Origin of the sequence: Cyclobacterium plantarum (genome assembly GCF_011290685.1) — a bacterium.
GTDB classification, from domain to species: Bacteria; Bacteroidota; Bacteroidia; order Cytophagales; family Cyclobacteriaceae; genus Cyclobacterium; species Cyclobacterium plantarum.
In genome coordinates this window covers 63400-90251 of record NZ_JAANYN010000010.1, presented here as the reverse complement: position 1 = coordinate 90251, position 26852 = coordinate 63400, and the positions used below count along the sequence as shown (strand labels likewise).

The 26852-nt window shown below is 43.4% G+C and carries 26 protein-coding genes; 10 read left to right on the top strand and 16 right to left on the bottom strand.

The annotated features are described in order from the left end of the window. The first annotated feature begins 114 nt into the window (after positions 1-114). The 6 genes from G9Q97_RS19890 (at position 115) to G9Q97_RS19870 (ending at position 7103) form a co-directional block, all read left to right on the top strand. Positions 115-1215, top strand: coding sequence for a sialidase family protein (locus G9Q97_RS19890; protein WP_246255792.1), 1101 nt, complete (start codon positions 115-117; stop codon positions 1213-1215). Positions 1216-1226: 11 nt separating this feature from the next. Further along, a complete protein-coding gene (locus tag G9Q97_RS19885; RefSeq protein WP_246255791.1) occupies positions 1227-2282 on the top strand; it encodes a polysaccharide deacetylase family protein in 1056 nt (351 codons plus the stop codon). Continuing rightward, positions 2279-3466: a sialidase family protein gene (locus G9Q97_RS19880; RefSeq protein WP_166150106.1), complete on the top strand. Its 1188-nt coding sequence runs from the start codon at positions 2279-2281 to the stop codon at positions 3464-3466. Before G9Q97_RS19885 ends, G9Q97_RS19880 begins: the two co-directional genes overlap by 4 nt. A 302-nt stretch (positions 3467-3768) precedes the next feature. Continuing rightward, positions 3769-6012 carry a ligand-binding sensor domain-containing protein gene (locus tag G9Q97_RS19875; protein WP_166150104.1) on the top strand — a complete coding sequence of 748 codons (2244 nt, stop codon included), beginning with the start codon at positions 3769-3771 and terminating at the stop codon, positions 6010-6012. 9 nt (positions 6013-6021) lie between these two features. Beyond that, positions 6022-6150 carry a hypothetical protein gene (locus G9Q97_RS25250; protein WP_262889484.1) on the top strand — a complete coding sequence of 43 codons (129 nt, stop codon included), beginning with the start codon at positions 6022-6024 and terminating at the stop codon, positions 6148-6150. Positions 6151-6293: 143 nt separating this feature from the next. Further along, on the top strand, positions 6294-7103 hold the full coding sequence (locus G9Q97_RS19870; protein ID WP_166150102.1) for an N-acetylmuramic acid 6-phosphate etherase: 810 nt from the start codon (positions 6294-6296) through the stop codon (positions 7101-7103). Positions 7104-7157: 54 nt separating this feature from the next. Here G9Q97_RS19870 and atpC read toward each other — a convergent pair whose 3' ends face one another. The 3 genes from atpC to G9Q97_RS19855 form a co-directional block, all read right to left on the bottom strand. Then, positions 7158-7403 carry an ATP synthase F1 subunit epsilon gene (atpC, locus tag G9Q97_RS19865; protein ID WP_187357740.1) on the bottom strand — a complete coding sequence of 82 codons (246 nt, stop codon included), beginning with the start codon at positions 7401-7403 and terminating at the stop codon, positions 7158-7160. A gap of 50 nt (positions 7404-7453) precedes the next feature. Continuing rightward, positions 7454-8956 (bottom strand): F0F1 ATP synthase subunit beta, encoded by a 1503-nt coding sequence (atpD, locus tag G9Q97_RS19860; RefSeq protein ID WP_166150100.1) that lies wholly within the window; start codon positions 8954-8956, stop codon positions 7454-7456. A 174-nt stretch (positions 8957-9130) separates the two neighbouring features. Next, a complete protein-coding gene (locus G9Q97_RS19855; RefSeq protein ID WP_166150098.1) occupies positions 9131-9616 on the bottom strand; it encodes a C40 family peptidase in 486 nt (161 codons plus the stop codon). Between the two features lie 214 nt (positions 9617-9830). On the opposite strand from G9Q97_RS19855, the gene G9Q97_RS19850 reads away from it, so the two are divergent. Further along, positions 9831-10076, top strand: a complete 246-nt coding sequence (locus tag G9Q97_RS19850; RefSeq protein ID WP_166150096.1) for a hypothetical protein — start codon at positions 9831-9833, stop codon at positions 10074-10076. Positions 10077-10084: 8 nt separating this feature from the next. On the opposite strand, the gene coaE is transcribed toward G9Q97_RS19850, so the two are convergent. Genes coaE through nusB form a run of 6 tightly spaced genes read right to left on the bottom strand, consistent with a single transcriptional unit; the run spans position 10085 to position 14036 of the window. Continuing rightward, positions 10085-10693 carry a dephospho-CoA kinase gene (coaE, locus tag G9Q97_RS19845; RefSeq protein WP_166150094.1) on the bottom strand — a complete coding sequence of 203 codons (609 nt, stop codon included), beginning with the start codon at positions 10691-10693 and terminating at the stop codon, positions 10085-10087. Beyond that, positions 10686-11651 carry a YbbR-like domain-containing protein gene (locus G9Q97_RS19840; protein ID WP_166150092.1) on the bottom strand — a complete coding sequence of 322 codons (966 nt, stop codon included), beginning with the start codon at positions 11649-11651 and terminating at the stop codon, positions 10686-10688. Before G9Q97_RS19840 ends, coaE begins: the two co-directional genes overlap by 8 nt. Positions 11652-11663: 12 nt before the next feature. Next, on the bottom strand, positions 11664-11981 hold the full coding sequence (gene yajC / locus G9Q97_RS19835; RefSeq protein ID WP_166150090.1) for a preprotein translocase subunit YajC: 318 nt from the start codon (positions 11979-11981) through the stop codon (positions 11664-11666). A 2-nt stretch (positions 11982-11983) separates the two neighbouring features. Further along, positions 11984-12523 carry a DUF1573 domain-containing protein gene (locus G9Q97_RS19830; protein WP_166150088.1) on the bottom strand — a complete coding sequence of 180 codons (540 nt, stop codon included), beginning with the start codon at positions 12521-12523 and terminating at the stop codon, positions 11984-11986. An 11-nt stretch (positions 12524-12534) separates the two neighbouring features. Next, positions 12535-12843, bottom strand: coding sequence for a YtxH domain-containing protein (locus G9Q97_RS19825; RefSeq protein WP_166150062.1), 309 nt, complete (start codon positions 12841-12843; stop codon positions 12535-12537). Positions 12844-12851: 8 nt separating this feature from the next. Next, positions 12852-14036: a transcription antitermination factor NusB gene (nusB, locus tag G9Q97_RS19820; protein ID WP_166150060.1), complete on the bottom strand. Its 1185-nt coding sequence runs from the start codon at positions 14034-14036 to the stop codon at positions 12852-12854. 496 nt (positions 14037-14532) lie between these two features. On the opposite strand from nusB, the gene G9Q97_RS19815 reads away from it, so the two are divergent. Beyond that, positions 14533-16326, top strand: a complete 1794-nt coding sequence (locus G9Q97_RS19815) for an ABC transporter ATP-binding protein (RefSeq protein ID WP_166150058.1) — start codon at positions 14533-14535, stop codon at positions 16324-16326. Between the two features lie 3 nt (positions 16327-16329). Here the strand turns inward: G9Q97_RS19815 and G9Q97_RS19810 are convergent, their stop codons facing one another. Both G9Q97_RS19810 and G9Q97_RS19805 read right to left on the bottom strand, forming a co-directional pair. Beyond that, positions 16330-17382 (bottom strand): aminotransferase class I/II-fold pyridoxal phosphate-dependent enzyme, encoded by a 1053-nt coding sequence (locus tag G9Q97_RS19810; protein ID WP_166150056.1) that lies wholly within the window; start codon positions 17380-17382, stop codon positions 16330-16332. An 11-nt stretch (positions 17383-17393) separates the two neighbouring features. Continuing rightward, complete coding sequence (locus G9Q97_RS19805) at positions 17394-18407, bottom strand: mandelate racemase/muconate lactonizing enzyme family protein (RefSeq protein ID WP_166150054.1); 1014 nt, start codon at positions 18405-18407, stop codon at positions 17394-17396. 122 nt (positions 18408-18529) lie between these two features. On the opposite strand from G9Q97_RS19805, the gene G9Q97_RS19800 reads away from it, so the two are divergent. Further along, positions 18530-20002, top strand: a complete 1473-nt coding sequence (locus G9Q97_RS19800; RefSeq protein WP_166150052.1) for a M14 family metallopeptidase — start codon at positions 18530-18532, stop codon at positions 20000-20002. A gap of 136 nt (positions 20003-20138) precedes the next feature. After that, positions 20139-20870, top strand: coding sequence for a class I SAM-dependent methyltransferase (locus tag G9Q97_RS19795; RefSeq protein ID WP_166150050.1), 732 nt, complete (start codon positions 20139-20141; stop codon positions 20868-20870). A 4-nt stretch (positions 20871-20874) separates the two neighbouring features. Here the strand turns inward: G9Q97_RS19795 and radA are convergent, their stop codons facing one another. The 5 genes from radA to G9Q97_RS19770 all read right to left on the bottom strand — a co-directional run bounded on the left by radA (position 20875) and on the right by G9Q97_RS19770 (position 26795). Then, positions 20875-22251 carry a DNA repair protein RadA gene (gene radA, locus G9Q97_RS19790; protein WP_166150048.1) on the bottom strand — a complete coding sequence of 459 codons (1377 nt, stop codon included), beginning with the start codon at positions 22249-22251 and terminating at the stop codon, positions 20875-20877. 72 nt (positions 22252-22323) lie between these two features. Beyond that, positions 22324-25134: a DNA polymerase I gene (gene polA / locus G9Q97_RS19785; protein WP_166150046.1), complete on the bottom strand. Its 2811-nt coding sequence runs from the start codon at positions 25132-25134 to the stop codon at positions 22324-22326. A gap of 422 nt (positions 25135-25556) precedes the next feature. Then, positions 25557-25883, bottom strand: coding sequence for a hypothetical protein (locus G9Q97_RS19780; RefSeq protein ID WP_166150044.1), 327 nt, complete (start codon positions 25881-25883; stop codon positions 25557-25559). Beyond that, positions 25883-26521 carry a hypothetical protein gene (locus G9Q97_RS19775; protein ID WP_166150042.1) on the bottom strand — a complete coding sequence of 213 codons (639 nt, stop codon included), beginning with the start codon at positions 26519-26521 and terminating at the stop codon, positions 25883-25885. The genes G9Q97_RS19780 and G9Q97_RS19775 overlap by 1 nt, the downstream gene beginning before the upstream one ends. Positions 26522-26630: 109 nt before the next feature. After that, a complete protein-coding gene (locus G9Q97_RS19770; protein WP_166150040.1) occupies positions 26631-26795 on the bottom strand; it encodes a hypothetical protein in 165 nt (54 codons plus the stop codon). Positions 26796-26852: the final 57 nt, after the last annotated feature.

Sequence of the window (26852 nt, the reverse complement as noted above, 5' to 3'; positions counted from 1 at the left end):
TTGGCCAATAGATATTAAAGTGAAATCTTTAGGGGTTTACCTGACTTCGGAATAAAAAACAAAAATTGGGCAGGAATGTATACTGTCAGATATGGCATTAATTTGATGATATTTATGAAAAAGAAAAGCAATTATTGGCTGTTGGCTACTGTACTTATGGTATTGGTTCAGTCTTGCAAACAAGAAAAAACAGCAGATTCAAATCCTGAAATTAGGGAAGAACCGGCAGAAATAGCCGTCGAGACGGTTGAATACGATCATGTTTTTGAAGATGACCGGCCTTTTCCCCAATGCCATGCTTCTACCATTGTAGGCTTGGGAGATGGGACCTATTTGATGGCCTGGTTTGCAGGTTCTCATGAAAAAAACGATGATGTGGGGATTTGGACATCAAAAGGAAGTCCGGGAAATTGGTCAGCGCCAAAACTATTGGTAAAAGTAAGGAATGACCCCCACTGGAATCCGGTGCTATTCGATGCCCCGGACGGAAAAGTATATCTGTATTTTAAGGTAGGAAAGGAAATTGACTATTGGGAGACCTGGGTACAGCATACAGAGGATGGTGGTGATACCTGGTCAGTGGCAGAAGAATTGGTTCCTGGTGATAAAGGTGGTCGGGGTCCGGTAAGAAATCACATGTTGGTTTTATCCAATGGAACCTGGCTTGCCCCGGCTTCAGATGAAAAGGATAAGGTTTGGACAGTTTTTATAGACCGCTCGGAAGATGGAGGAAAAAGCTGGGAAGCGACTGATAAATTGGAAATGGACCGGGGTGTGATCAAAGGAGAGGGTGTAATCCAACCTGCGCTCTGGGAATCAAAACCAGGCCATGTTCACATGCTCATGAGAAGCAGTTCCGGAAAGATCTGCAGGTCAGATTCAGAGGATTATGGCAAAACCTGGTCTGCCGTAAGTGAAACATCCCTTCCCAATAACAACAGTGGCATCGATGTGGCCCATTTGGGTGGTGAGAAGTTGGCAGTCATATACAATCCTGTATCAGAAAACTGGGGAAACAGGTTTCCCATCAGTATAGCTGTTTCCACGGACAATGGACATAGCTGGACTTCTAAATTTGATATAGAAAAAGGAGAAAGGGAGTCTGATGAGTTGTCTTATCCGGCCATGTTTTATGAGGATGGTCACCTGGTGGCCTGCTATACCTGGAACAGGGAAAGGGTAGCATTTTGGAAAGGTAAAATCGAAGGTATTTAATACAGTGAGAAATGGATATTAAAACCAATATGATGATCGGCTGTTTAATCCTGCTTGTGCTGGAGTCAGCCATTGCCCAAAGGGCGGCTACCTATGCTGAGATGCTTGGCTATCCCACAGGGGTAAAAGTGGTGATATTTCACGTGGATGATGCAGGGATGTCTTATGAGTCCAATGAAGGTACCATCAAATCCATAGAAAACGGTGTTGCTACCTCCTGTAGTATCATGATGCCCTGTCCCTGGGCTGCCAGTTTCGTCCGGTATGCCATGCAGGAGCCCATGGATGCGGGCATTCACCTGACACTTACATCTGAATGGAAAGACTATCGCTGGCATCCTATTTCCGGGAAAAAAGCAGTGCCTGGACTGGTTGATGCTGAGGGATCCTTGTGGCCATCTGTAAGGGAAGTGGTACAACATGCCAGTGCAGATGAGGTGGAAATGGAAATACGCGCCCAAATAGACCGGGCCCTGGAAATGGGCCTGAAACCTACCCATTTAGACAGCCATATGGGGACCTTGTTTTACCATCCCCCTTTTCTTGAAAGGTACATCAAGGTCGGGGTGGATTATGGTATTCCGGTCATGTTTCCGGGGGGAAACAATAAACTTTTGAAAATTTCCATGAGGGACAACCTGATCAAGCAATTGAAAAAGGATGGGAAATTCAGGGAAGGAATGGAGTTGCCAGGCAATGAAATGTTGGAAAATGCTGCTGAAATCGGCCAGCAGATCTGGAAATCAGGACTGCCTGTGTTGGACGATTTACACAGTGTAAGTGGGAATTGGAAACCTGAAGGAAATCCGGATGATAAAGCATGGGGAGAATACAAGGTAGCACAATTTAAATCCATTCTCAGAGAAATGGAACCCGGGCTGGCCATGGTCATTGTCCACAGTAATGGAGACCGGAAGACTTTTGACAGGATCAGCTCCTCTGGTGGATCCAGGTATGCAGATATGTTGGCCATGACAGATCCGGAGTTGAAGAAATTTATTGCCGAGGAAGGTATCCTGCTGACCACCTGGCAGGAAGTGATGGAAAGAAGAAAGAATATCAAATGAAGAAATCAATTTCAACCCTGTTATTACTATTGGCATGTGTGACAGCATTTGGTCAATACATTCCCAGGGAAAAAGTCCTTGTATCTGAGAGCCTCATTTTTCCCCTGCAGAAAAATCATGTACATGGCAGCAGCATCGTAGCCCTTCCCAATGGCGACCTGCTGGCCGCCTGGTTTGAAGGCTCCGGGGAACGCACAGCCGATGATGTCCGGATTATGGGAGCAAGATTGAGGAGGAGAGAGAGTCAATGGGGAGCCCCGTTTTTGTTGGCAGATACCCCGGGCATTCCCGATTGCAATCCGGTACTGTTTATCAACCAGGAAGGAAAGCTTTTTTTGGTCTGGATAGCTGTACAGGCAAACCGGTGGGAGCAGTCAATACTCAGGATACGGACCAGTACCGCCTATGATAATGCAGGTGCACCCATTTGGGGATGGCAGGACAATATCCTTTTGAAACCCGGTGAGGAATTTCATGAAGAGGTGGTAAGGAAATTCGGGGAATTGCCTGAAAATACTTCGGGTTGGTCAGAATATGCACCTACCTATGATGAAATGATTATAGAGGCAAGCAAGGATAGCAAAAAAACAAGCATTGGGTGGATGACGCGTATCAAGCCATTGGTTTTGCAGTCTGGGAGATTGCTATTGCCACTTTATTCTGATGGATTTAATTTCTCCATGGTGGCCATTTCGGATGATGATGGAGAGACCTGGACTTCTAGTCTTCCAATAGTAGGCAGGGGCCCGATTCAGCCTGCACTTGCCCAAAGAAAGGATGGGGAAATCATGGCACTGATGCGGGATAGTGGAGATGCGCCAAACAGGCTGCAAAGGAGCTTTTCAACCGATGAGGGGGTTAGCTGGTCTGCAGCCGAAAAATCAACCATTCCCAATACCGCCAGTGTGGAATTATTGGTTTTGGATAATGGGCTCTGGGTGTTTTTAGGAAATGATGTGGATGATGGCAGGTACAAGTTGTCCATGTATATTTCAGATGATGAAGGCAGAACCTGGAGAGGAAAAATTTATCTGGAGGATGAAAAAAAGGATGTTGGAGGATTTTCCTACCCTTCCCTGATTCAGGATGTAGATGGAATAATTCACGCTACTTATTCCTATCACCTCAATAATGGGGACAAGGCAATTAAATATGTTAAAATTGATCCAAATAATTTTTTTTAGGAATAGTCCTTCTACGTGGTAGTACTGTATTACAGGTGAGTAGATTGATTGCCTTAACAGGGTAAAATTGATTTGACTTTAGTAGTTAGGTTAGGTAAGTTTTGTCCGCTCCTGTCCATTGGGCAGGGCGGACAAATTTATTTTTAATGGGATACGAACAGGATAAACCCAGAACCTGATGCTGATTGTTTGAAGTTCTACCCATTTTAGTTTAATGATTCACATGCTATTCTATGCTGAAAAAGGCTGGCCTTGTCGCAGCATTAATTATTATTATCACCAGTTAAATTATCCTTTTACCAATGAAGCATTCACATTTTAAATCCCTGATACTACTGGGATTGATATTAGGTATTGTCAGGCTACAAGCCCAAAACTTGCCGGCTTACAGTAAGAAAGTACATTTGGACCATTCTTTTGTCCAGGAATTCAGCGTCAAGTATTTGGTTGGCGATGAGGAAAAGGGTTTTAAGAAGGCTTTTGCCGACAGAAATGGTACCGTTCAGGTATTGTCAGAAAATGGTTTGTTAAGAACGCATGCAGGAGCATTTCTATATCCCGGCAAATTGATTCAGGACAGGACCTACCTGCCCATGAAAGATAAAGCCATCAAGAATATAACATTAGTAGACGAGCAGTTTGTTTATTTGGATGACAAGGCCGTGTTCAGCAATGCCTGGGCAGGCAGCCTTTATTTGCCCCATCAACTTCCGGAAGCCAGGCTTTTTGCCCAGGGAGATGGTTTCAATTTTTTGGTATCCGATGGTAAGCAGCTTCATTTGATAGGAGAAGAAGGACTGTTGTGGAAAGGTAGTGTGAACGGATCGGCAATTTTGGATATTAAATACGATAATGTGAGGAAGGTATTTTATTTGTTATCTTCAGAATCCGTGCGGTCCTTTAATTTGGATAAGAGAAGTATTGAAACCCTCACCAGTGGAAATGAATTTACCTGTTTCGAGTTGCGCAGTGGAAAGGAACTTTTGGCAATTGGTACCCAGGATGGCTTTTTCGAATGGGATCTCACCGAAGGCCGGGTTGTGGGAGAAAAGAACAAAGCTTTGCCCTGGCCGGAATTAACAGAAATAACTGAGATCAACGGTATGCTATGGTTTGGTTCCCAAATGGGAGCTTTTATGCTCAGGGAAGACGGCAAATTCAATTATTATTTCGGAAAAAGATGGCTTCCTGGTGAAAAAGTGATTCATATCAGCCAGAAGAATGAAAATGAAGTGCTTATAATGACTGATCAGGGAATAGGGAAATTGGTTTTTGACACCTTCACATTGGAAGAGAAGGCTGCATATTACGATCAGCAAGTACGGCAAAGGCATATCCGACATGGCTTTAATGCCAGTCTGGTTGGAATGGAAGAAGGAAATGTAAATTCAGGTAGACTTGGCGATTCCGACAACGATGGCCTTTGGACTTCCATGTACCTTGGCGGAGAGGCCTTTCGCTATGCGGTGACGGGCTCAGCTGCGGCTTTGCAAAATGTAAGGGAATCTCTGGATGCCATGGAGCGGCTCTATACCATAAATCCCGTAGCCGGATTTCCTTCCAGGTCTTATGAGAGAAGCGGATATATAGAGCGTCTTTCTGATCCGGAGCGCTGGCAGCATGCAACTGACCCTGAGTGGGACTGGAAAGCAACGACCAGTAGCGACGAGGCCATTGGGCATGTTTTTGTATTTGGTGTCATCGCTGAATTGGTGGAGGATGAGGCCATTCGGGCCAAGGCCGTCCGTCTTTTGGATGAACTTATGGAACACATCGTGGAAAATGACTGGTATTTGATCGATTATGACGGACAACCCACTACTTGGGGAAGGTGGAATCCGGAATACGTCAACGGATTTCCCACCATGGTAGGCGACCGGAAATTGAATTCCTCCAATATCGTGGCCATGCTGCAGACGGCTTATCATTTTACCGGGAAGGAATTGTACAAGCAAAAAGCCTTTGAATTAATGGAAAATCACGGTTATCTGGAAAACCTGATGCGTCCTATGGAAGGGATTGGTAAAGCTCAGGAAGGAAGTGACGAGTGGGCCGCCATGCTTTCGGAGTCCTGGAATCATTCTGATGACGAGATGTACTTTTTGGGCTATTGGGGGCTGTACCGGTATGCCTTTAATGAAGAACTGAAAGAAAAATACAAAATAGCTATAATGGATCATTGGGAGGCAGAGAGACCCGAAAAAGAGGGGCTTTGGAATATCTTTTCGGCAATGGTTTCACCAGAAAATTTTGATTTGGAGGAAGCCATTTGGTACTTGCAGGAATACCCGCTCGATCTGATCAACTGGACGGTAAAAAACAGCCACAGAAAAGACATTGAACTGATGGAAGAAAATTTCAGGCGGCAAAGCACCCGGGAGGTACTTCCTCCGGATGAATTGCAGATCCGAAGGCACAATGCCAATCGTTTTGGGCTGGATGGAGGAAGAAACGGTACCCAGGAAAATAGTGCAGGAGATATTTGGTTGCTGCCCTATTGGATGGGAAGGTACCTGGATGTAATCTCCTCACCGGTAAATGAATAAATCAATCGTATGATGAGCTTATTGAGCGAAATCAAAGCTGAAAAATTGGTTTTTGGTACCTGCATCACTTCTCATAATCCATTATGGCCAAATGCCCTGCAATGGGCTGGTCTTGATTTTGTCTTTATTGATACGTAACATATCCCCATTGCCCGAAATGAGCTTGCTTATATTTGTCAAACGTACAAGGGAAGGGGAATTACTCCTTTGGTGAAGGCGCGTCTTCTGCAGGATACTCCATTTGATAAAAACATCATTTAAAAAGTTAAAATTTATTCCCCATGACCAGAATCACAGAGCAGGACTCCTTGTACAGGCACCTGGAAAAAATGTCAATTGCCGAACTGACGGCCCATATCAACAATGAGGACAAAAAGGTAGCCCTGGCCATAGAAAAGGTGCTTCCGGAAATTAATTTATTGATCGGCAGCATCGTAAAGCAGTTGGAAGCAGGGGGTAGGTTGTTTTATCTCGGTGCGGGAAGTGGGGGCAGGCTTTCTGTTTTAGATGCCATTGAACTGCCCACTACCTATGGTATTCCGAAGGGAATAGTGAACGTCATCCTTGCCGGAGGTGTGGAGCACCTGATAGAAGCCAGGGAAGAAGAAGAAGATAACAGGGAGGCAGGATGGCTGGCTCTGCAAAGCCATGACATATCCGCCAAAGACTTTGTATTGGGGATTTCGGCAAGTGGAACTACCCCTTTTGTATTGGCCTCACTTAAGGCCTGCAGACAAAATGGTATACCCACCGGTTGTATTGTTAGTAATCCGGAATCTGCCATTGCTTCTCAGGCGGACTTCCCTGTGGAGGTAATCACTGGTCCAGAGTTTGTGACGGGAAGTACACGTATGAAATCCGGGACTGCCCAGAAAATGATTTTTGATATGATTTCCACCACGGCCATGATCAGATTGGGAAGGGTGGAGGATAACAAAATGGTCAATGTACTGCTGATCAACGACAAAATCATCGATCGCAGCGTGAAAATGTTAATGGAAAGATCCGGAATAACCGATTATGAAAAAGCAAAAGCCCTGCTTACAGAGAAGGGCTCTGTGAAAAAGGCTTTAAATCATTTGGGAAAATAAAAAAAGGGTTCCGGAAAAGCTCCGGAACCCTTTTTTGTTTTGATATCCTGCCGATCAGGCGATCACTTTTTCGGCCAGGACAATTATTTTATTATCGTTTACTTCCACCACTCCCCCTTCCACTACCAGGGATTTTCGCCCATTGGAAGTGGTATAGGATACAGCTCCTTTATCCAAAGCAGATATGATGGATGCATGGTTTTTCAATACCTGAAAGGAACCGTTTGCTCCGGGGAAGGTAGCTTCTGAGACTTCTCCTTCAAATACTTTTTTATCCGGCGTAATAATTTCTAAGTGCATGATTTTTATTTATGGTGAGCAAGTGAAAGCCCTTCAAAACAACCCTTTGCTTATTTCACTTCTGCCAGCATTTTTTCTCCCTTGGCGATGGCATCTTCAATGCTTCCTACCAGGTTAAAAGCAGCTTCAGGCAAATGATCCAGTTCACCATCCATGATCATGTTAAAGCCTTTGATGGTATCTTTGATGTCCACCAAAACCCCTTTCAGACCGGTAAATTGTTCTGCCACGTGAAAGGGCTGTGACAAGAATCGCTGTACCCTTCTGGCACGGTGTACCACCATTTTATCTTCCTCAGAAAGCTCTTCCATACCCAGAATGGCGATAATGTCCTGCAATTCCTTGTAGCGCTGCAACAGCTCTTTGATTTTGGTCGCACAATTGTAATGCTCTTCACCAACAACACCTGGCTCCAGAATTCTGGAAGTAGACTCAAGAGGGTCTACCGCAGGGTAAATACCCAATTCGGCGATTTTTCGTGAAAGTACCGTTTGTGCATCAAGGTGGGCAAAAGTAGTAGCCGGAGCAGGATCTGTCAAGTCATCCGCAGGTACGTATACGGCCTGTACAGAAGTAATGGATCCGTTTTTTGTTGACGTTATTCTTTCCTGCATGGCACCCATTTCGGTAGCCAGAGTTGGTTGGTAACCTACAGCTGAAGGCATCCTTCCCAATAGTGCAGAAACTTCCGATCCTGCCTGGGTAAAACGGAAAATATTGTCAATAAAGAAAAGGATGTCTTTTCCGGCACCTTCTCCTTCTCCATCCCGGTAGTATTCTGCCAGGGTCAACCCTGTCAGGGCAACCCTTGCACGTGCTCCAGGAGGCTCATTCATCTGTCCGAAAACAAAGGTAGCTTTGGAGTCCTGCAGTTGATCCAGTTTTACTTTGGACAAGTCCCAGCCTCCTTCTTCTTCGAGTGATTTGACGAAATCATCTCCGTAGGTTACAATTCCGGATTCAATCATTTCCCGCAACAGGTCGTTTCCTTCACGGGTACGTTCGCCTACTCCGGCAAAAACTGAAAGGCCTGAGTATGCTTTGGCGATATTGTTGATCAATTCCTGGATCAGTACGGTTTTACCTACACCAGCACCTCCGAAAAGGCCGATTTTTCCACCTTTTGCATAAGGTTCGATCAAGTCGATTACCTTTATTCCTGTATAAAGAACCTCAGCTGAGGTAGTTAGATCTTCAAATTTAGGAGGTAACCGGTGTATTGGGAGGCGGGTTTTTGTTTCAGGCTGTGGCAATCCATCTATGGCTTCACCTATTACATTAAATAACCTTCCTTTGATACTTTCTCCAGTGGGTACCGAAATCGGAGCTCCCAGATCCAAAACAGCCATTCCCCGTACCATTCCTTCCGAGGAATCCATGGCTATAGTTCTTACCCGGTCTTCACCAAGGTGTTGCTGAACTTCCAGGATTACTTTCTGGCCATTTTCTTTTGTGATTTCAAGTGCATCAAGGATATTTGGTAGTTTACTTCCCTCAAAGGAAACATCCACAACAGGACCAATTACCTGAGTTATCTTACCAGTATTCGCCATTGTTATATTTTAAGATGAATAGGAACAATACTTTTAATTCGAGTGCAAAATTAGTTAATATTGCTGAATACCAAAGGATGTTTTAAAAATTAATACACTTTGTCCGATTTTTTTATATTACTAGCTTTTTAATGATAAAAAAGGATACACTTCCGGCATTTCAATAGATTCGAACTAAAAAATCCTCCTGGCCCGCACCCACCTTTTCGACCAGTATTTCGACTGAATATGGTCTTCTGTTACCCCTAAAGAGGTGGAGGCATGAATAAAATAGGTTCTGCCCGGCCTTTTCTCGGTAATGATGCCGGCATGGGTTACCCTCCTTCGCCTTCTTCCCGTTGCGAAGAATACCACATCTCCTTTTTTAAGCTTTCTTTTGGAAACCCTTTTTCCTATCCGGCTTTGATCTGCTGAAACCCTGGGAAGGGTAACTCCCACACTTCTAAACGATAAGTAGACCAGTGCCGAACAATCCATGCCTGTTCTGCTGCTTCCCCCGTAGCGGTACGGAGTGCCCTGAAATGATTTTGCGGTATCTATTACCTGCTGTACGTTTTGCTGCCGGATTTTACGGGCAGAGGAACAGGAGCCAAGCAGCAACATTGATAGCCCAAATATCATGATCAGGAACCTGACTTTCATTACACTGTTAATATCCATGTGGGAATTGAGATTTGATTACCCGTAAAAAGCATAAAACTAACATTCAAAACGCAATCTTGCAAAAGCTGCAGGGTAAGGTTAAATTACTTTGAATTCGGGATGCAATTTTTACAATAATTATTTACTTTTATTTCCGCTTAGTCGTTTACCTAAAGAAAATAGCCCCATCAAACTGGATGTTCGATTCACCGGGAAGCCCAATAGATTTGATATGAGCAAAGAGGATTTTAGAAAGCTTACACTTCATAAGAAAATTCAAAAGTTATATACGGAAGGTACATTTGTAGTTGCCATTCGTTATTATGCCTATAAAGTAAACCTTTATCTCTTAGGAAAAGAGTATGTTGAGGTTTTTTACAATCACAAATACGACAGGATTGACAAAATTGAATTTTTAAACCAAAGGCATTCCAGAATGAAATTCTACCTTGATCAAATCAGCCTGGCAGAAATCTGATTGCCTTTTTAGGGGTTTCCTGACTGCAGGGCTTTATGGATTTGAAGCACCTGAGGGATTACCAATTTGCTGTTGTCATTGTATAAAATAAAATCAGAAAGTTCGTTTTTTTTAGGGTCATCCCATTGTTTTTCCATGATCTGTAAGATTTGAGTTTCGGATCTGTGGGGGTCCCTTTGTTTGATCCGCTCCATCCTCAATTGCTTTGGCGCAGTGACATGGATGGTGAATTCCAATTCTTTAAATGACCCTGTCTCAAACAAAAGGGCGGCTTCCTTTAATACGTATCTTGATTTTTGTTTGCCTGCCCATTCCCTGAAATCTGCTTTTACTACTGGATGAACAAGGGAATTTATTTTTTTGGTGAGGATGGGGTCTGCAAAAACCTTGTCCGCCAGGAACTTTCTATTCAGGCTTCCGTCCTGAAAATAGGATTGCTCTCCAAATACTGAACTAATTGCTGATTTAAGCCCTTTTTGATGGGCCATAAGCCACCTTGCCTTTTCGTCGGCATTGTATACCGGTATGTCCAGGAGGGTAAAAATTTTGGTCACCAAGGTTTTTCCCGCTCCAATGCCCCCACTGATTCCTACCAAAACTGGTTTGGGGTTATTCATAGGTCAACTTGAAACTTTCAGGTTCAAAGGAAACGTCCCGGATGTAGTCCGGTGCGGTATTCAAGGATACTGAAATGGTGCTGTCTTCCCGGTTTCTGTTGTTATAATTTAGCGTTGCAGCAAGTTCCAGGTTTTGAAAATCCTCCAGACGGCTTTCTTTGACATAAAGATTCACCCTCACCTCAGTGATGTCACTGTTGATATCAACATTATTTGGAAAATAAAGTTTATTGATTTCCAATTGCAGGGTATTTTCCAGGAATTCTTCCACCATAAAGGATATCTGAGCTGTTTCTTCATCGAGGGAAAGGTACCTGTCCAACTCCCTATCCAATTCCAGAGGAAGGAGCCTGGAAAAATCATCTTCAATATTCCGCTCACCCAAAGGGACCCTGAGTTTGCCCTCCAATTGTTCAATTATGGAAATGGGTCCTGTTACCATAACTGTTTTAGGTTCTATCTCAATGGCTGAGGCAAAGGCATGGTTTTCAGCCAGTGTGTTTTCAGTCGTGTCAGCTACCAACTGAATTCGTTTAGATACAATTTTATCAATTTGATAAAACAAGGTATCCTGGACAATATCTACCAGGTTTGTGCTGGCAATATGTTCTGAGAGTTGGCTTTCAATATCGGATGTAAGCAGGTAGGGTTGTCTGGATGGTTCCTCAAGCCAGATTTCAAATTCGGTTACACCCATTTTAAAATGTCTCTTTAGCAGGTCCCATCCATTGCCGTTTATAGAAATCCTGATTTCCCTGGGAACCCCGGAAACAGCCATGTATTCTTCCTTATCATAGTCAATGACTACGGGTTGGGTTACTGTTGTCGTGTAGTTGTCTTTGTTTAATGCATTCAAAAGCCAAAAAGTGGAAGCCGTGAAAACACATAGGACTACCACTTTCAGGTTTGATGTTTTTTCAGGTTTCAGCTTCCTGAAATATTTACCTAATGTACTCAATTGTACAGGGAATTATTTACCATTATTTAGCTTTTTAGAGTAATCCAGCGATAGGGCAGATTTTTCTACTTTCAATTTAATGCCTTTATCCAATTCTATCTGCACGATGTCACCTTCCACAGAAAAAACTTTTCCATGGATTCCTCCTACCGTTACAACATGATCTCCTTTTTTAATTTCAGAGATAAACCTGGTGGTTTCTTTTTGTTTTTTTTGTTGGGGCCTGATCATGAAAAAGTACATGATCAGAATGATACTGCCGAACAGAAATACCTGACCCATGATGCCAGATCCGGCACCATCTAATTGAAGCAATATTTGGTTGTACATTTTTATCTTTTAACGGGGCCTGCAGCAGGTTGTGATGCTGAAGCCGAATTTCTATTTACTGTTCCTTTAAGTCTTAAACGAGTTACGTTTGGTGAGGTATTGGCCTGAATTGTTACTGTTGGACTTTGAACACCTGATTTCCCTGTTGAGTTGAAAGCTACTTTAACAAAACCTTCTTCTCCTGGCTTGATAGGGGTTTTCGTCCATTCAGGCGTGGTACAGCCACAGGAAGCCTGAATATTGGAAATTACCAGGGGAGCCTGACCTGAGTTTTCAAAGGTAAAAAGATGCTCAATTACCTTGCCTTCCTGGATTGTTCCGAAATCAAATACCTCTTCCTCAAAGCTAAAGGCTGCAATGGAGGAGGGGTCAGCAGGTGTTACATTTTGTGTATTGCTGGGTGTTACGACCTGATTTTGCTCCAGCTGAGATATTTTTTGCTCTAAAGCCTCAATCCGGTCATCCTTTTCGCTCTGGCTACAAGCTGCAGTAAACAATAGGGAAGCCCCCAAAAGCCAAACTGGAATTTTTGAATAATTCATAAATGAATACTTTAATTGTTATTGTTTTCTTTATTGATTTGATCAATTAGCTTATTCACATCATTGAGCAGGTTTTCTGCTTTTGATTTGGCCTCAGTGATCACTTTGTCCCCTTCGGATTTGGCCAGGTTATCGGGCAGACTTTTCCCTTCTACCAGATCATCGATAAGATCTTCCAATTCATTTCTGTACTTACCCAGTCGGTAAGATAATTTATCTCTGGTGTTGTTACCTGAATCAGGTGCATAAAGCACCCCCAGAACAGCCCCGATACCTGCTCCCAAGGCAAAAACGAATATTGAATTTGTTTTTTTGCTCATTTTCTGTGTCATTTATTATCAATAAGTCCTCTACCACTTTTACGGATTTTTCCGCTATCGGTTAATTCTTTCGACAAAGTATCTAATATTCCATTCACAAACTGCTTGCTTTTGGGCGTACTGTATGTTTTGGATATATCTATGTACTCGTTTATAGTTACCTTGGTCGGAATACTTGGAAAATTTACCATTTCCGTCAGTGCCATAATAAGTATCACCCTGTCCGTTAAGGCTATCCTTTCCACATCCCAATTTTTCGCTTTTTCAGCGATCAAGGTGCTGAAATCCTGGCCTGATGTAATGGTCAAGTTAAATATATTTTGGAAGAATTCCTTGTCCTCTTCCCAGTTAAGTGCCAACTCCGGAAGTATTTCATCCGAACTTTCTTCATTGCCTGTAAGATTCTTAAGCACTTTCGATGCCAAACTTCTGACAATTGGTTTGTTTTCGGACCAATTCAAATCCCTGTCCTGAAAAAAACTGAGCGGTGCTTCACTTTTGAACAAGACTTTTTTCAAAATGGATTGAAGCACCTCCTTGTCTTGCTCAAAAGTAGGGTTTTCTGTATGCATGTATTTTTGGTAATCCTCCTGAGGCTTTACCAATTCCCTGTACCATTCTTTGATTTCCTGTTCCAAATCTTCTAAATCAACCTGAAACCTAAGGCATTCTCGCTTAAAGGAGTGGTTCGCTGCAATGATTTCAAGGACTTTATTGTTTCCCAGGTTATAAACCGAAGGAGGTTGGATGATAGGCTGATCTTCCAAAATCCTTTTTTTCGCTTTTTCCTTCCTGACATGGGTTCCGAAACCCAACAACATGCTGATGGCAAACAAGTATAGCCCCGGAATATTCTCCACAGCAGTCAACATATTGTTCTTCAAAAATTCCCTGTCTTTTTGATTGTATTTGTGGTAAAGATCTATGGCTTTGATTGCAGTATGTCTTATTTTTTCGCTGTTCTCATTTGCAGCAATTAATTCGTCCTTATCAAGGTTTTTTATAAAAAGGGTGACACATCTCTCGGCCTCTTTTTTTAATTGACCTCGGTCCTGAATTTCCATGGTGTTGAGGTCAGGCAGAAAAGATTCTTTAATAAAATCTTGTGCCAGATTAGCGTTGGAATACTTACACTGCTGATAAGCATAAAGTGTCTGAAATGCTTTTACTCTTAAGATTCTCCTGTTTAACATTAACTAAAATTAAAGAACGTGATGAATTCAACGTTATCAGTTGCATTCAACGTAAATTTGCTTATCATACTGAAAATTCCTGCAAATTAATAAATGTACCTGCAAAGGGCAAATAAATAATTGTTCAGGCCTTTAAAATTTTTTTTAACGATTACCGCACAGTATTCACATGGCCAAAGAGCTGTTTCTTTCTGAAGCCATATGATATGCGGGCTTACCTTTTTTTGTATCCGATTTCCGGACGCGACATCTCAGTTCGGCCGTCGCTGGGGATTTTTCAAGTCCATTATTAGCTACTATTAGCCCTTAGATTTCAGTCATTCCCATTTTTTCTCCTGTTTTGATACCTGCCATTGAACTTTGGCATTTAGAAAACGTTATATTTGAGTCCAGGTAATTTTAAAACCCTGCAAAATTAATTACATTTCATTCATTCAAACACCGCAAAGTAACATATCTTGTAAAAGATATTGTTAATTCTAAAGATTTTTATTTTGTGAAGCCCCTCTGGAGATTAAATAAATATCTGTATAAATATAAGCTATATCTTTTTTTAGGAATAGTTTTCACTTTTATTTCCAATATTTTTGTCATTATTCCGGCCCAACTGGTTCGAATTGCCATTGATTATGTGGTGGAAAGTTTTAGCTATTATCAGGTATTTGAGGAAGGTGGTTTGGTAAAAGAGCTCTCAAGGAGTTTTTTTCTGAAATACATTTTGATATTTGGCTTGCTGATCCTGGGAATGGCCTTATTGCGTGGTCTTTTTCTCTTCCTGATTCGGCAGACCATCATTGCCATGTCCAGGTTAATAGAATACGACATCAAAAATGAAATTTTCAGGCATTACCAAAGCTTGCCCTTAAGTTTTTTCAGGCAAAACAGCACTGGTGACCTTATGGCCAGGATTACCGAAGATGTTTCCAAGGTGAGGATGTACCTCGGTCCGGCCCTGATGTACGGCATCAACCTGGTTATTTTATTTCCGATGGTCATAGGTTATATGCTTACCGTGAATGTCCCGCTGACCCTTTATTCCCTATTGCCGCTTCCCGTTTTGTCCTTGAGTATTTACGTGGTAAACAACATGATCAATGAAAGGTCGGAAAAAATACAAAGGAGCCTTTCAGGCTTAAGTACTTTTGTACAAGAAGCCTTTTCGGGTATCCGGGTGATCAAATCTTTCGTTAGAGAGGAGGACAGTGCCAGGAAATTTGAAAATGCCAGCGAAGATTACAAAGAAAAATCCATTTCCCTTACCAGGGTTCAATCCCTTTTTTTTCCATTGATACTGGCATTGATTGGCCTGAGTACCATCATAACAGTTTATGTTGGCGGAATTCAGGTAATTGAAGGTGCCATAGGTTATGGTGTCATTGCGGAATTTATTTTATATGTGAATATGCTCACCTGGCCGGTGACCTCTCTGGGTTGGGTAACCAGCATCGTGCAAAGAGCAGCCGCTTCTCAGGCCAGAATCAATGAGTTTATGGATCAGAAGAACGAAATACTCAGTTCAGAAAATTTATGTCTGGACATTAAAGGTGATATTGAAGTAGAAAACCTATCTTTTGTCTATCCTGATTCAGGCATCAAAGCCCTGGATAAAGTAAGCTTCAAAATTTCTGCTGGCCAGTCTCTTGCAATTATCGGTACCACAGGTTCGGGAAAATCTACAGTGGCGAACCTGCTCATGCGCATGTATGATGCTACGGAAGGCAAACTGTTGATTGATGGTCATGACATACGCGCGTTTGATATTGCAAACCTAAGAGAGCAAATTGGCTATGTGCCGCAGGACGTTTTCCTTTTTAGTGATACAATTACCAATAATATTGGGTTTGGCCTGGGAAGGGAACTGGATAGGGAAAGCATTGAGCAGGCAGCAAAAGATGCGGATGTTTACCAAAACATCATCGAGTTTCCAAATGGCTTTGATACCCGCCTTGGAGAAAGGGGTATTACCTTATCAGGAGGGCAAAAACAAAGGGTTTCCATTGCCAGAGCTGTGGCCAAATCCCCAAGAATATTGCTTTTGGATGACTGCCTTTCCGCTGTAGACACCAAAACCGAAAATGCCATATTGAATGCATTGGAAAAAATCATGAAAGGCAGGACTTCCATTATCATTTCTCACCGGGTATCTTCTGCAAAGCTGGCAGACCAGATCATTGTTTTGGACGATGGAAGGGTAGTGGAAAAAGGAAATCATGAGGAATTGATGCAAGCCAAAGGGACCTACGCGGAACTTTATGAGAAACAAACCCAGCAGGCAGGAGAGGTGGAGTGAATTCTATTGTAGCTTCATCAGTGCTTGCAGCAGGAGATTCAGGTCTTCCTTCTTATGCCAGGCCGAAACCACAATCCTGTTGACCGGCCTGTCCTCAGGACCTGGATAAGGGAAGGAAGACAAAATAAAACCCATACGGTGCAGTTGGTCTACCCATGCGGTATTCTCAAAAGTAATGACCGGATAGTCAGGTAAAAATTGAAAGCTTTCCTGGCCCGACAGTTTTCCGTACATATAATCCATATTGGCCAAAAGCTTTTTTCTTTGCTTCAAATACATGGGTATGCCTTGTAAAAAAGCATCCAGAAAGGCCGGTGCCGGGGGGGAGGAAGACCTGAAAACCGGACTATTTTTTGCATTTTCCATTAACAAACCATCCCCCAGAATAATCCCTGCCGGTAAAGAAAGTGCTTTTCCCAGAGATCCGCAAACCGTTAGATTTACGGGCAGGTCCTTCCAGCTGGCATAAGTGCCGAACAGATTCTCACCCAAAATCCCAAAGGCATGGCTATCATCCACTAGTAAAAAGTATCTGTTGGCAGGCGATAGGTTTTTGGTCCACCGGAAGTCGTGAACTTCCGGCTTCAGGGGGTTTACCGCATTGGACAGCATCAATATATTTTGCCCCATCAATTCCCTGGACTTCTGTATACAATGCCTGGTCCAGGCTGAAAAGGTATCGCTATAGGGCTTGAACCGGGACGGTAATATGGCAGGATGCGTGTCCGGTGCCACCCAGGTCAGGTCTGTTTGCTTTTTTAAGGTTTCAAGGGCCAGTTGTCCTGCCATATAGCCGCTGCTGAGCAATAAGGCTTCCGGTGCACCGGCATTTTTAGCGAATTCGGTTTCAAATTGCTCGTATATGGGAAGCTGAACATTACTGGTTCTGCTGGATCCGTGGTTGGGACCATGCTTTTTGATGCCTTCTATGAGCAGGTTTTTGAATTCCGGCAAGGCCCCAATTCCCAAATATGCCGTTCCGCTGAAATGCAGGTAGGTTTTTTCGTTATATACGATTTCTCTACCCAATTGCCGGGTCAAGTATTTGTGGCTCATAAGTAAGGCAATTAAATCAGTAAGGCACCTGTTCCAGGCCTGTCCGGAAAGGTCACCCGTTCCGGAGAAATGGTCACTCCCTTTGCAATATCGCTGGCCAACAGCATGGCTCCGTCCATGTCCACGTAATCAAGCATGCCCGCAATATGGGCAATGGCAGAAATCCCCACCGATGACTCTGTCATGCAGCCCACCATGGTCTTCATGCCCAGGGTTTTGGCCTCCTGAAGCATCCTCAACCCGGGGCTGATGCCTCCTGCTTTTACCAATTTTACATTGATCCCATGAAAATGGCCATAACATTTCTTTACGTCGGCTTCTATGATACAACTTTCATCTGCAATCACAGGAAGGGCACTATTGGCATACACTTTTTTCATTCCCTGAAAATCATCTTTTGGTAATGGCTGTTCCATAAACGCTACATTAAGTGCTGCAAGTTCTTTGGAAAAGGCAATGGCCTGATCTGCCGTCCAGGCGCAATTGGCATCAATTCTGAAAACGGCATCGGTATGTTTTCTCAGTGCCTTGACAATGTCAAGGTCATGGTCCGTTCCCAGTTTTATTTTATAGATCGGCCAATCAAGCTCCTTCATTTTTTCGATCATTTTTGGGATGGGAGCTATGCCTATGGTGAAGTTGGTGAGCGGGATATTGTTAGGATTTAAATGAAGCAATTCGTATAATTTTTTGCCCTGTTTTTTCGCATACAGATCCCAGGCTGCCATGTCAAGGGCACATTGGGCAAAGGGATTTCCTTTAAAATACGACCTGGTTTTGTCCCATAGGGCTTCCGGATGGATGGGCTCCAATTCAGCCAGCATCCCTGCAACATCTCCCAGACAAGCCTGCATATTTTCCAGGCTGATACCATAAAAGGGATTGGTTGTGGACTCCCCAAGTCCATAAAGGCCATCTTTGTCTATCAATTTTACGATCAGGGTATCCTGAACATCCCGGCTTTGGTGGGCTATAGTAAAGGTATGCTTAAGAGGTAACTTATAAGGTAGTAATTCAAGTTTCATAAAAATAATGTGGTGTTTTCTATGCCCCAAAGATAGGCAAAGCCAATAAGCTTTTATTTTCTTTATTAAAAATCTAATCTAAATTACGCATATTTACAGGAAAACCAACCTACAAGCAGGAAATGACCACTTACTACCTATTCCGATTGATGCTTTTGATTTGTTTGATTCTTTTCCAGGCTTGCCGGGAGCCTCAAAATACAGCCTTGATGGAAACCGCCGATTTGGCAGAGGCTTATGCCGGGTTTCAGGAAAATAGCATTACCGAACGAAGGTTTGGATACAATAAAATAGCCCCATTAATCAACAACCGTAGCTCTGCCTTTGAAAATCAGGTGCTGGGATATTCCGTAGAGGGGAGGCCCATTCATTCCCTGACATTTGGGGAAGGGGAAATAAAGGTATTGCTTTGGTCCCAGATGCATGGCAATGAAAGCACAGCCACAATGGCATTATTCGATCTTTTTAATTTTTTGGAGGGATCATCAACTGACAAATTCGCCGATTTGCGTTCCACCATACGGGAGAATTTACTGCTGCGGTTCATCCCCATGGTCAACCCTGACGGCGCGGAAAGATTTCAGAGAAGGAATGTGCAGGACATTGATCTCAATAGGGATGCAATCAGACAAAGCAGTCCGGAAGGCATCATTCTGAAAGAGGCAAGAGATGAGTTTGAGCCTGAATTTGGGTTTAACCTGCATGACCAAAATGTGTACTACAATGCCCAGGGAACTGCTCTGCCTGCCACAATTTCCGTATTGGCCCCGGCCTATAATGAAGCCAGGGAAATCAATCCTGTCAGAAGCAGGGCCATGAAGCTGATTGCAGGAATGAACAGGGTGCTTCAGGAAGAGGTCCCCGGGCACGTAGGCAAATACAACGACACTTTTGAACCCCGGGCATTTGGAGATAATTTTCAAAAGTGGGGAACCAGCACCATTTTGATAGAGTCGGGAGGGTATCCGGATGATCCGGAGAAGCAATATATCAGGAAGCTCAATTTCATGATTATTCTCAATGCCTTGTATGAAATTGCAAGCGGTGGATATGAAAACTTTAATGAGGATGATTATTTCGCTATCCCTGATAATGATTCCAAATTGATGGATCTACTGATTAAAAATGTAGGCACGGAAACCAATGACTACAGCTACCGGACTGATATTGGTATCCGGAGATCTGACCTGTACCAGGAAGGCATCCGTTATACCAGGGGCAATGTTTCGGATTGGGGTGATCTTTCGGTTTATTATGGCTATCAGGAACTGGATGCTGAAGGGATGGTACTGAGCCCCGGTAAAGTTTGGGATGAAGAAGTTGCTTTGGAGGATTTGACAGATAGCCTGGCCTGGGGTATGCTCAAAAATGGGTATATGGCCGTAAAAACCACAGAAGCCGACAAAGGAAAAATTCATGAATGGCCACTCCTTTTATATTCAGGTGACATGAAGCCAGCCATGAAGGCGGGATTAGACAACAACCCTGATTTTTACCTGGAAAAAGACGGGAAACTGCGGTATGCGGTGGTTAATGGGTTTTTGATTGATCTGGAAAAGCAAGCATCGGCTCCGTTTTTGCAAAAGGTACAGTAAAACCAAACCACCTTAAAAACAGAAAAACCATCCTGGTGTTACACTGCTATTTTCCGGTATGAATGCCTAATAATTGTATTTGTACAGAAAAATGGTTAAAATCGAATTTGTTTTTATTTAAACCTTAGATAACCCTATGCAAAATAAATCGACAACTGAGGAAATCAGAAAAAGATTCGATCGGGATGTGGAACGTTTTTCTAACCTGGATACCGGGCAGGAGGCCACCATGGATGCCCCCCTTTCCATGGAGCTGATTGCCAATGCGGTGGTGGTTTCCAGTCCACAAGCTAAGACTTTATTGGATATTGGCTCCGGAGCAGGAAATCTTTCCTTAAAAATATTACAATACCTCCCACAAATAGATTGTGATTTACTTGATCTGAGCAAACCCATGTTGGTAAAGGCCCAGGATCGGGTTTCCTGGGCGACTACCGGTAAGGTAAATACGATCCAGGCAGATATCAGGGATGCTGAATTGACTGCCAATAAATATGATGTTATTGTGGCTGCCGCCGTATTGCATCACCTTAGGGATGAGCAGGACTGGGAAGATGTTTTCAGAAAAATTTTCGAGCTTTTGGCACCGGGTGGATCATTTTGGGTTTCTGATTTGGTGGCGCATGATGATCCAAAAGTCCAGGAAATGATGTGGAACAGGTATGCCCGCTACCTGGAGAGCATTGGAGGCCTCAAATACAGGAAGAAAGTATTCGATTATATTGAAAAGGAAGACAGCCCCCGTTCAATGACCTTCCAGCTCAGGCTGATGGAGAAGGTAGGTTTTACCCAATTGGATGTCCTGCATAAGAATTGTTGTTTTGCTGCTTTCGGGGGTAAAAAGCCATTGGAAGACCTTTCGGAATAAGGACTTATAAAAACAGGTGGCGGTACATTTCTTCCAATTTTCCAACCGGTAAAATTTCAATAGCAAATTTTCGCGGGTCCAGTCCTTTGATGGCATACTTGGACAAAATGATCCTTTTGAATCCCATTTTCGCGGCTTCGGCTATGCGGCTTTCAATGCGGTTTACAGCCCTGATTTCTCCTCCAAGGCCGATTTCCCCCGCAAAACAAGTACCCGGATCGATGGGACTGTCTTCATGGGATGAAATGATAGAGGCGCAGACAGAAAGGTCTAGTCCCGGGTCATCTACCCTAAGCCCACCGGCTACGTTGAGGAAAACATCCTGTTGCCCCAAGCGCATTCCCCCTCGTTTTTCCAGGACTGCGAGCAGCATGTTGAGTCTTTTGGCATCATGTCCGGTGCTGCTTCTCTGAGGTGTTCCATAAGTAGCAGGGCTGACGAGAGACTGGATTTCTATCAAAAGAGGGCGGTTACCTTCCAGCATGGCCCCTATGGCCACCCCGTTGAGCTGTTCTTCCCGCTGGGTCAGTAGAATTTCAGATGGATTGTTTACCGCCTTCAGGCCATCGGCATGCATTTCGTAGATTCCAAGTTCATTGGTGGAGCCAAAGCGATTTTTGGAGGTTCGCAGAATACGGTAACTCAGGTGCCGGTCACCTTCAAATTGCAATACCGTATCCACCATGTGCTCGAGGATCTTCGGCCCTGCTATGGAGCCATCCTTGGTGATATGACCGATAAGAAAAACCGGAGTACCTGTTTGCTTGGCAAATTTCATCAATTCAGCCGTGCATTCCCGGACCTGGCTGACCGAGCCGGCAGCTGAAGCCACATACTGGCTGTGCAGGGTTTGGATGGAGTCTATGACAAGTAATTCTGGCTTTAACAATTCTATCTGTTGGAAAATCTGTTGGGTATTGGTTTCTGAAAGTACATAGCATTGGTCAGATTGGTATTTCATGCGCTCACTGCGCATTTTAATCTGATTTTCACTTTCTTCTCCGGAAACGTAAAGGATTTTTGTCTGGGCAAGCATCAGGGCGATCTGAAGCATTAAAGTGGATTTCCCTATTCCCGGTTCTCCGCCAATTAATACAAGGGATCCGGGCACGATACCCCCTCCCAAAACCCTATCCAGTTCCTCATCCCCTGTCACCAGCCTGGATTGTTCCTCATAGTTGATTTCTTTCAACTTTTTTGGTTTATTGGCTTTTTTGGGGTCTGAGTTGCCAGACTTCCAGGCACCCCTTTGGCCATCTTCTTTCTGGACCACTTCCTCCATATAGGTGTTCCACTCCCCACAGGAAGGACATTTTCCTACCCATTTGGCACTTTCCACCCCACAGTTTTGACAGAAATAAGCAGTTTTAATTTTGGCCATGATAAATATTTGGATGCTTTTTTAAGGAATGTAACTATTAATCGGGCGTTGGTTTTGTCAGGATCAGAAATCTCAATGGGCTTCCAGCCAATCTTTGCCCATGCCTATCTCCACCTCCAGCGGTACCGCTATTTTGATGGCATCGCCCATGAGTTTCGGGATTTCCTGTTTTAACAATTCCGTTTCTTCCTTGTAGGCATCAAATACCAGTTCATCGTGTACCTGCAATATCATTTTGGATTTGAGCTTGTTTTGGAGCATCCATTCGTGAACATGGATCATGGCCACTTTGATCATATCGGCTGCTGAACCCTGAATAGGCGCATTGATGGCATTTCGTTCTGCGAATCCCCTCATGGTGGCATTCCGGCTGTTGATGTCCCGCAAGTAGCGTCTTCTTCCCAAAATGGTTTCCACATATTCATTCTTCCGGGCTTTTTCTATGCTTTCATCCATATAGGCTTTAACAGAGGGGAATTCTTTGAAATAGGCTTCGATGATGTCTTTGGCTTCCCCCCTGGGGATTTTCAACCTTTGGGATAGCCCGAAAGCAGAAATACCATAGATGATCCCGAAATTGGCCGTCTTGGCTTTTCGGCGCATATCCCCTGTCACTTCCGCCAAAGGAACCTGGAAAATTTTTGCGGCCGTGGTGGCATGAATGTCCCTGCCGTTTTTAAAGGCCTCTATCATGGAAGTGTCCTGAGAGAATGCGGCCATGATTCGCAGTTCTATCTGGCTATAATCTGCTGCAAGAATTAAATGGTTTTCATCCCTGGGGACAAAAGCCTTTCTTATTTCCCTTCCCCTTTCGGTTCGGATTGGAATGTTCTGCAGGTTGGGATTGATGGAGGAGAGCCTGCCTGTGGCAGCTACAAATTGATTGTAGGTGGTATGGATCCGGCCGGTTTTTGGATTGATCAGGCTGGGAAGGGCATCCACATAGGTAGATTTGAGCTTGACCATTTGCCTGAAATCCAGGATGGCCTGGGCTATCTCGTGTTCTACGGCAAGCTTGCTCAGTACTTCTTCTCCGGTAGCATATTGCCCCGTTTTTGTTTTCTTTGCCTTGGGATCCAGTTGGAGTTTGTTAAAGAGGATCTCGCCCAGCTGCTTGGGGGAGCTGAGGTTAAACTGTTCTCCCGCCAGTTCGTAAACCTTTTTTTCTATTTCCCGGCTTTCTGTTTCCAGTTCTTTGGACATCTCTGCCAAACTATCCGTATCGATCCTGACACCTTCAAATTCCATGGCTGCCAGTACTTCAATCAATGGACTTTCCACTTCATGAAGTAAATGATCGAGTTTGTTTTCCTTAATGATGGGATCCAGGGATTTTTTCAACAAGAGGGTAATATCCGCATCTTCTGCGGCATAATCTACCACTTCATCTGGATCCACATCCTTCATGTTGCCCTGGTTTTTACCTTTTTTACCAATAAGGGTCTCTATGGATACAGGCTTATAATTGAGGTACTGCTCTGCCATCCAATCCATGGAGTGTTTGCCTTCCGGTTCGATCAGGTAATGGGCCAGCATGGTATCATAAAGCTTTCCTTTCACTTCCATGCCGTAATTCATCAAGACCAGGATATCGTATTTGATGTTTTGACCTATTTTCAGGATTTCAACGGATTCAAAAACCGGCTTTAACAGGGATAGGATTTCTTTTGCAGCCTTCATTTCTCCCGGAAAAGGGATGTAGTAGGCTTCACCGGGGAGGTAGGCAAAGGAAATCCCCACCAATTCTGCTTCATTGGGATTAATGGAGGTAGTTTCCGTATCGAAACAAATCTCTTTTTGCATCAGTAAGTAGCGCACCAAATCTTTAATGGCCTGCTCTCCGGACACCTTATGGTAATCATGGTCCCGGGTAAAAAGGCTGCCCAGACTGTTTGTGGCTGGAATAGGGGGTTCCGGTGTTGCAATTTCATTGCTTTCTGCAGTGTCCTGCCCGGTAAATAAACCCAATTGCTCATCCACTTTCAATGCCGGCTTTTTGAGGGCTTCTCCAAAAACTCTCTTGGTCAATGTCCTGAATTCCAGCTCAGCAAAAAGTGCTTTCAGTTTTTCTTCATTGGGAGGATCCCGTGTCAGGGATTTCTCATCGAATTCAATGGGGACATCCTGCATGATCGTGGCCAGCTCCTTGGATAAAATGCCTTGTTGGGCATAATTTTCCACATTTTCCTTTTGCTTGCCCTTCAGCTGATCGGTGTTTTTTACCAGTTCCTCAACGGACCCATATTCTTTCAAAAGTTTAACGGCGGTTTTGGCACCAATTCCGGGTATTCCTGGGATGTTGTCCACAGCATCTCCCATGAGGCCCAGTATATCCCTTACCTGATCTACATTTTCTATGTCCCATTTTTCACATATCTCTTTCGGACCCATAATATCTACCGCATTGCCCATAAAGGCAGGTTTATACAGGTAAATGTGGTCTTCCACCAACTGCCCGTAGTCTTTATCCGGAGTCATCATGTACACGGTAAAACTGGTTCTCTCCGCTTTTTTGGCCAATGTGCCTATGATATCATCGGCTTCGTAACCATCAAGCTCAAGAGTGGGAATGTTAAATGCCTGTACAATTTGTTTGACCCAGGGAATGCCCACCTCAATGTCTTCAGGTTGTTCCTGCCTGTTGGCCTTGTAGGCTTCAAACTGTTTGTGGCGAAAAGTGGGGGCCTTGGTGTCGAATACCACGGCGATGTGTGAGGGGTTTTCCTTTTCCAGAACCTCCAGCAAGGTATTGGTAAATCCCAGCATGACTCCCGTGTTGAGCCCTTTGCTGTTGATTCTGGGGTTTTTGCTGAAGGCAAAATGAGCCCTGTAAATCAGGGCCATTGCGTCCAGAAGAAAAAGTTTTTTACTGCCTTTAGCCATTTGTAGATCTGGTTTTTGAGGTACTTATAGGAATTGCTCGCAGATTATTTCTGCTAAATTCAGCCCAAGTTAGTGATTTTTGAGCAATGCTTCGGATGGAAAAATAGAAGAATTTGTCCAAACATCTTTGGCTTCATTAATTCCTGAAACCTCCTCAGGTAATTGCCTACAAAAAACAAAAGATTAATTCCAGGATTCCCTCTCCTGTTAGCAGAGCGATTCCCATTTGCATTTATTTTCATGGCAGCATATGAGAATGGAGGGACAGAACAGGGGAAATGTGTTCGATGGTTTGACCCCTTTTGGGCTTGGTTTTTTTAAATCGGAATCTTTGTGAAAAATTATCAGACAACCGCTGTTGCTTATCCGGTTTCTAAATTGTAATGATTACAATTGATATATTTCAACCAAACCCGATCACATTATGGCAGCATTCCAAGCCAATGCTCCAGCAGTACTCCCATATAGAATTGATGGTTTAAACGGCTTCCTTTTTTGCACAATACAAACTTTCCCTGTAAAAAATATTCGGTTACCTGACCGTTGGTGTCTATTATGATCTGACAGTCCGGTCGAATAAGTATTGGTCTTGTGCTTTTACGCATTTGGGCAAAGAGATTTTTAAAAAAAACTGAAATACCAGATCCCTGTACACGCCTGAGTTCGTTTAAAAACAACTTGCGTTGGAACGAATCCAATGTAAGTTCGTTTGGGGTGCCATATTCAATTATTTTAACAGTAGTAGCCATCACCAATTCCCATTTTTAAATCCTAACCAGCAAGCATTTCCAGTCGCATTTGATCCTCCAGGAAACTTTTCCCAAATCGTTGTCGTCCAGGGTGGGATTGACCAGGCCAATTCTCGCTCGGTGAAGGTATCGACAGTTTTTTCACTCCCTTCTACATGGGACCCGGATAAATATCCTTTGGATCCATAAACCCAAATTTTATGGGCAAACGAAGCAGCATTGAATTGTAGTGCATCAGCTAGCAGCTTAGCGATAGGTCCCGTAACAAGAGGGTTTGTTATTCGTGTTGTACGCTTCAGTCCAGTGTTGCACCCTGAAAGATAAATACTGGCCTCATCACACCAGGTAAGGGTTTTCAATTGGCTAGCCCAGGAATTGACATCAGACCGTGACAAGTCATTGATTGCGGTAGGGTTGCCGTGAGCGTAAATCTCCAAAGTTTTCAAACAAGGATGATCGGGATCTATAGTAAGTAATTGATTGATTTTATTTATTAGATCCGGAAGATCATCGTAACCTAATATTACTTCCCAGGTATTCGGTGCGTTGCGGACAATGCGGGCCTCATTATGATCGTATTGATTTTGTGAGTCCCAACCTTTTGTGTAGGGAGCAATCACATTTAATTCAGTAGCCATAACTCCTTGCGTAGTTCAACCATTTCTTTAATTGCAAAAGTAGCAAAATACAATATAAGGTAGAAATTAAAATTAATAAATCAAAATTAAAAGTAATATAATTGTCTAATTATCTCTCCTGTAATTTTCCAGAGTCATGCTTGAAAATTGCAGAAATCCCTATAGGTATACCTCCTTGAACGTGTATATTTTTTTCAATTGAAAGAACCCATTTTTCAGGTACAAGGAAAGTACCTATGTCGGTTATTTTTCCTGGATTCCTTTCCTTTTCCATTTTTTGGTAAGATTATTGGTATATTTCGGGAAATTATCAGTTTGAATTCTGACCTTT

What these genes read in the sequence shown, in the direction of transcription:
- G9Q97_RS19890 (WP_246255792.1), top strand. Translation starts at nt 115, where the DNA reads ATGAAAAAGAAAAGCAATTATTGGCTGTTGGCTACTGTACTTATGGTA.
- G9Q97_RS19885 (WP_246255791.1), top strand. Translation starts at nt 1,227, where the DNA reads ATGGATATTAAAACCAATATGATGATCGGCTGTTTAATCCTGCTTGTG.
- G9Q97_RS19880 (WP_166150106.1), top strand. Translation starts at nt 2,279, where the DNA reads ATGAAGAAATCAATTTCAACCCTGTTATTACTATTGGCATGTGTGACA.
- G9Q97_RS19875 (WP_166150104.1), top strand. Translation starts at nt 3,769, where the DNA reads ATGAAGCATTCACATTTTAAATCCCTGATACTACTGGGATTGATATTA.
- G9Q97_RS25250 (WP_262889484.1), top strand. Translation starts at nt 6,022, where the DNA reads ATGATGAGCTTATTGAGCGAAATCAAAGCTGAAAAATTGGTTTTTGGT.
- G9Q97_RS19870 (WP_166150102.1), top strand. Translation starts at nt 6,294, where the DNA reads ATGACCAGAATCACAGAGCAGGACTCCTTGTACAGGCACCTGGAAAAA.
- atpC (WP_187357740.1), bottom strand. Translation starts at nt 7,403, where the DNA reads ATGCACTTAGAAATTATTACGCCGGATAAAAAAGTATTTGAAGGAGAA.
- atpD (WP_166150100.1), bottom strand. Translation starts at nt 8,956, where the DNA reads ATGGCGAATACTGGTAAGATAACTCAGGTAATTGGTCCTGTTGTGGAT.
- G9Q97_RS19855 (WP_166150098.1), bottom strand. Translation starts at nt 9,616, where the DNA reads ATGGATATTAACAGTGTAATGAAAGTCAGGTTCCTGATCATGATATTT.
- G9Q97_RS19850 (WP_166150096.1), top strand. Translation starts at nt 9,831, where the DNA reads ATGAGCAAAGAGGATTTTAGAAAGCTTACACTTCATAAGAAAATTCAA.
- coaE (WP_166150094.1), bottom strand. Translation starts at nt 10,693, where the DNA reads ATGAATAACCCCAAACCAGTTTTGGTAGGAATCAGTGGGGGCATTGGA.
- yajC (WP_166150090.1), bottom strand. Translation starts at nt 11,981, where the DNA reads ATGTACAACCAAATATTGCTTCAATTAGATGGTGCCGGATCTGGCATC.
- G9Q97_RS19830 (WP_166150088.1), bottom strand. Translation starts at nt 12,523, where the DNA reads ATGAATTATTCAAAAATTCCAGTTTGGCTTTTGGGGGCTTCCCTATTG.
- G9Q97_RS19825 (WP_166150062.1), bottom strand. Translation starts at nt 12,843, where the DNA reads ATGAGCAAAAAAACAAATTCAATATTCGTTTTTGCCTTGGGAGCAGGT.
- nusB (WP_166150060.1), bottom strand. Translation starts at nt 14,036, where the DNA reads ATGTTAAACAGGAGAATCTTAAGAGTAAAAGCATTTCAGACACTTTAT.
- G9Q97_RS19810 (WP_166150056.1), bottom strand. Translation starts at nt 17,382, where the DNA reads ATGAGCCACAAATACTTGACCCGGCAATTGGGTAGAGAAATCGTATAT.
- G9Q97_RS19805 (WP_166150054.1), bottom strand. Translation starts at nt 18,407, where the DNA reads ATGAAACTTGAATTACTACCTTATAAGTTACCTCTTAAGCATACCTTT.
- G9Q97_RS19800 (WP_166150052.1), top strand. Translation starts at nt 18,530, where the DNA reads ATGACCACTTACTACCTATTCCGATTGATGCTTTTGATTTGTTTGATT.
- G9Q97_RS19795 (WP_166150050.1), top strand. Translation starts at nt 20,139, where the DNA reads ATGCAAAATAAATCGACAACTGAGGAAATCAGAAAAAGATTCGATCGG.
- radA (WP_166150048.1), bottom strand. Translation starts at nt 22,251, where the DNA reads ATGGCCAAAATTAAAACTGCTTATTTCTGTCAAAACTGTGGGGTGGAA.
- polA (WP_166150046.1), bottom strand. Translation starts at nt 25,134, where the DNA reads ATGGCTAAAGGCAGTAAAAAACTTTTTCTTCTGGACGCAATGGCCCTG.
- G9Q97_RS19780 (WP_166150044.1), bottom strand. Translation starts at nt 25,883, where the DNA reads ATGGCTACTACTGTTAAAATAATTGAATATGGCACCCCAAACGAACTT.
- G9Q97_RS19775 (WP_166150042.1), bottom strand. Translation starts at nt 26,521, where the DNA reads ATGGCTACTGAATTAAATGTGATTGCTCCCTACACAAAAGGTTGGGAC.
- G9Q97_RS19770 (WP_166150040.1), bottom strand. Translation starts at nt 26,795, where the DNA reads ATGGAAAAGGAAAGGAATCCAGGAAAAATAACCGACATAGGTACTTTC.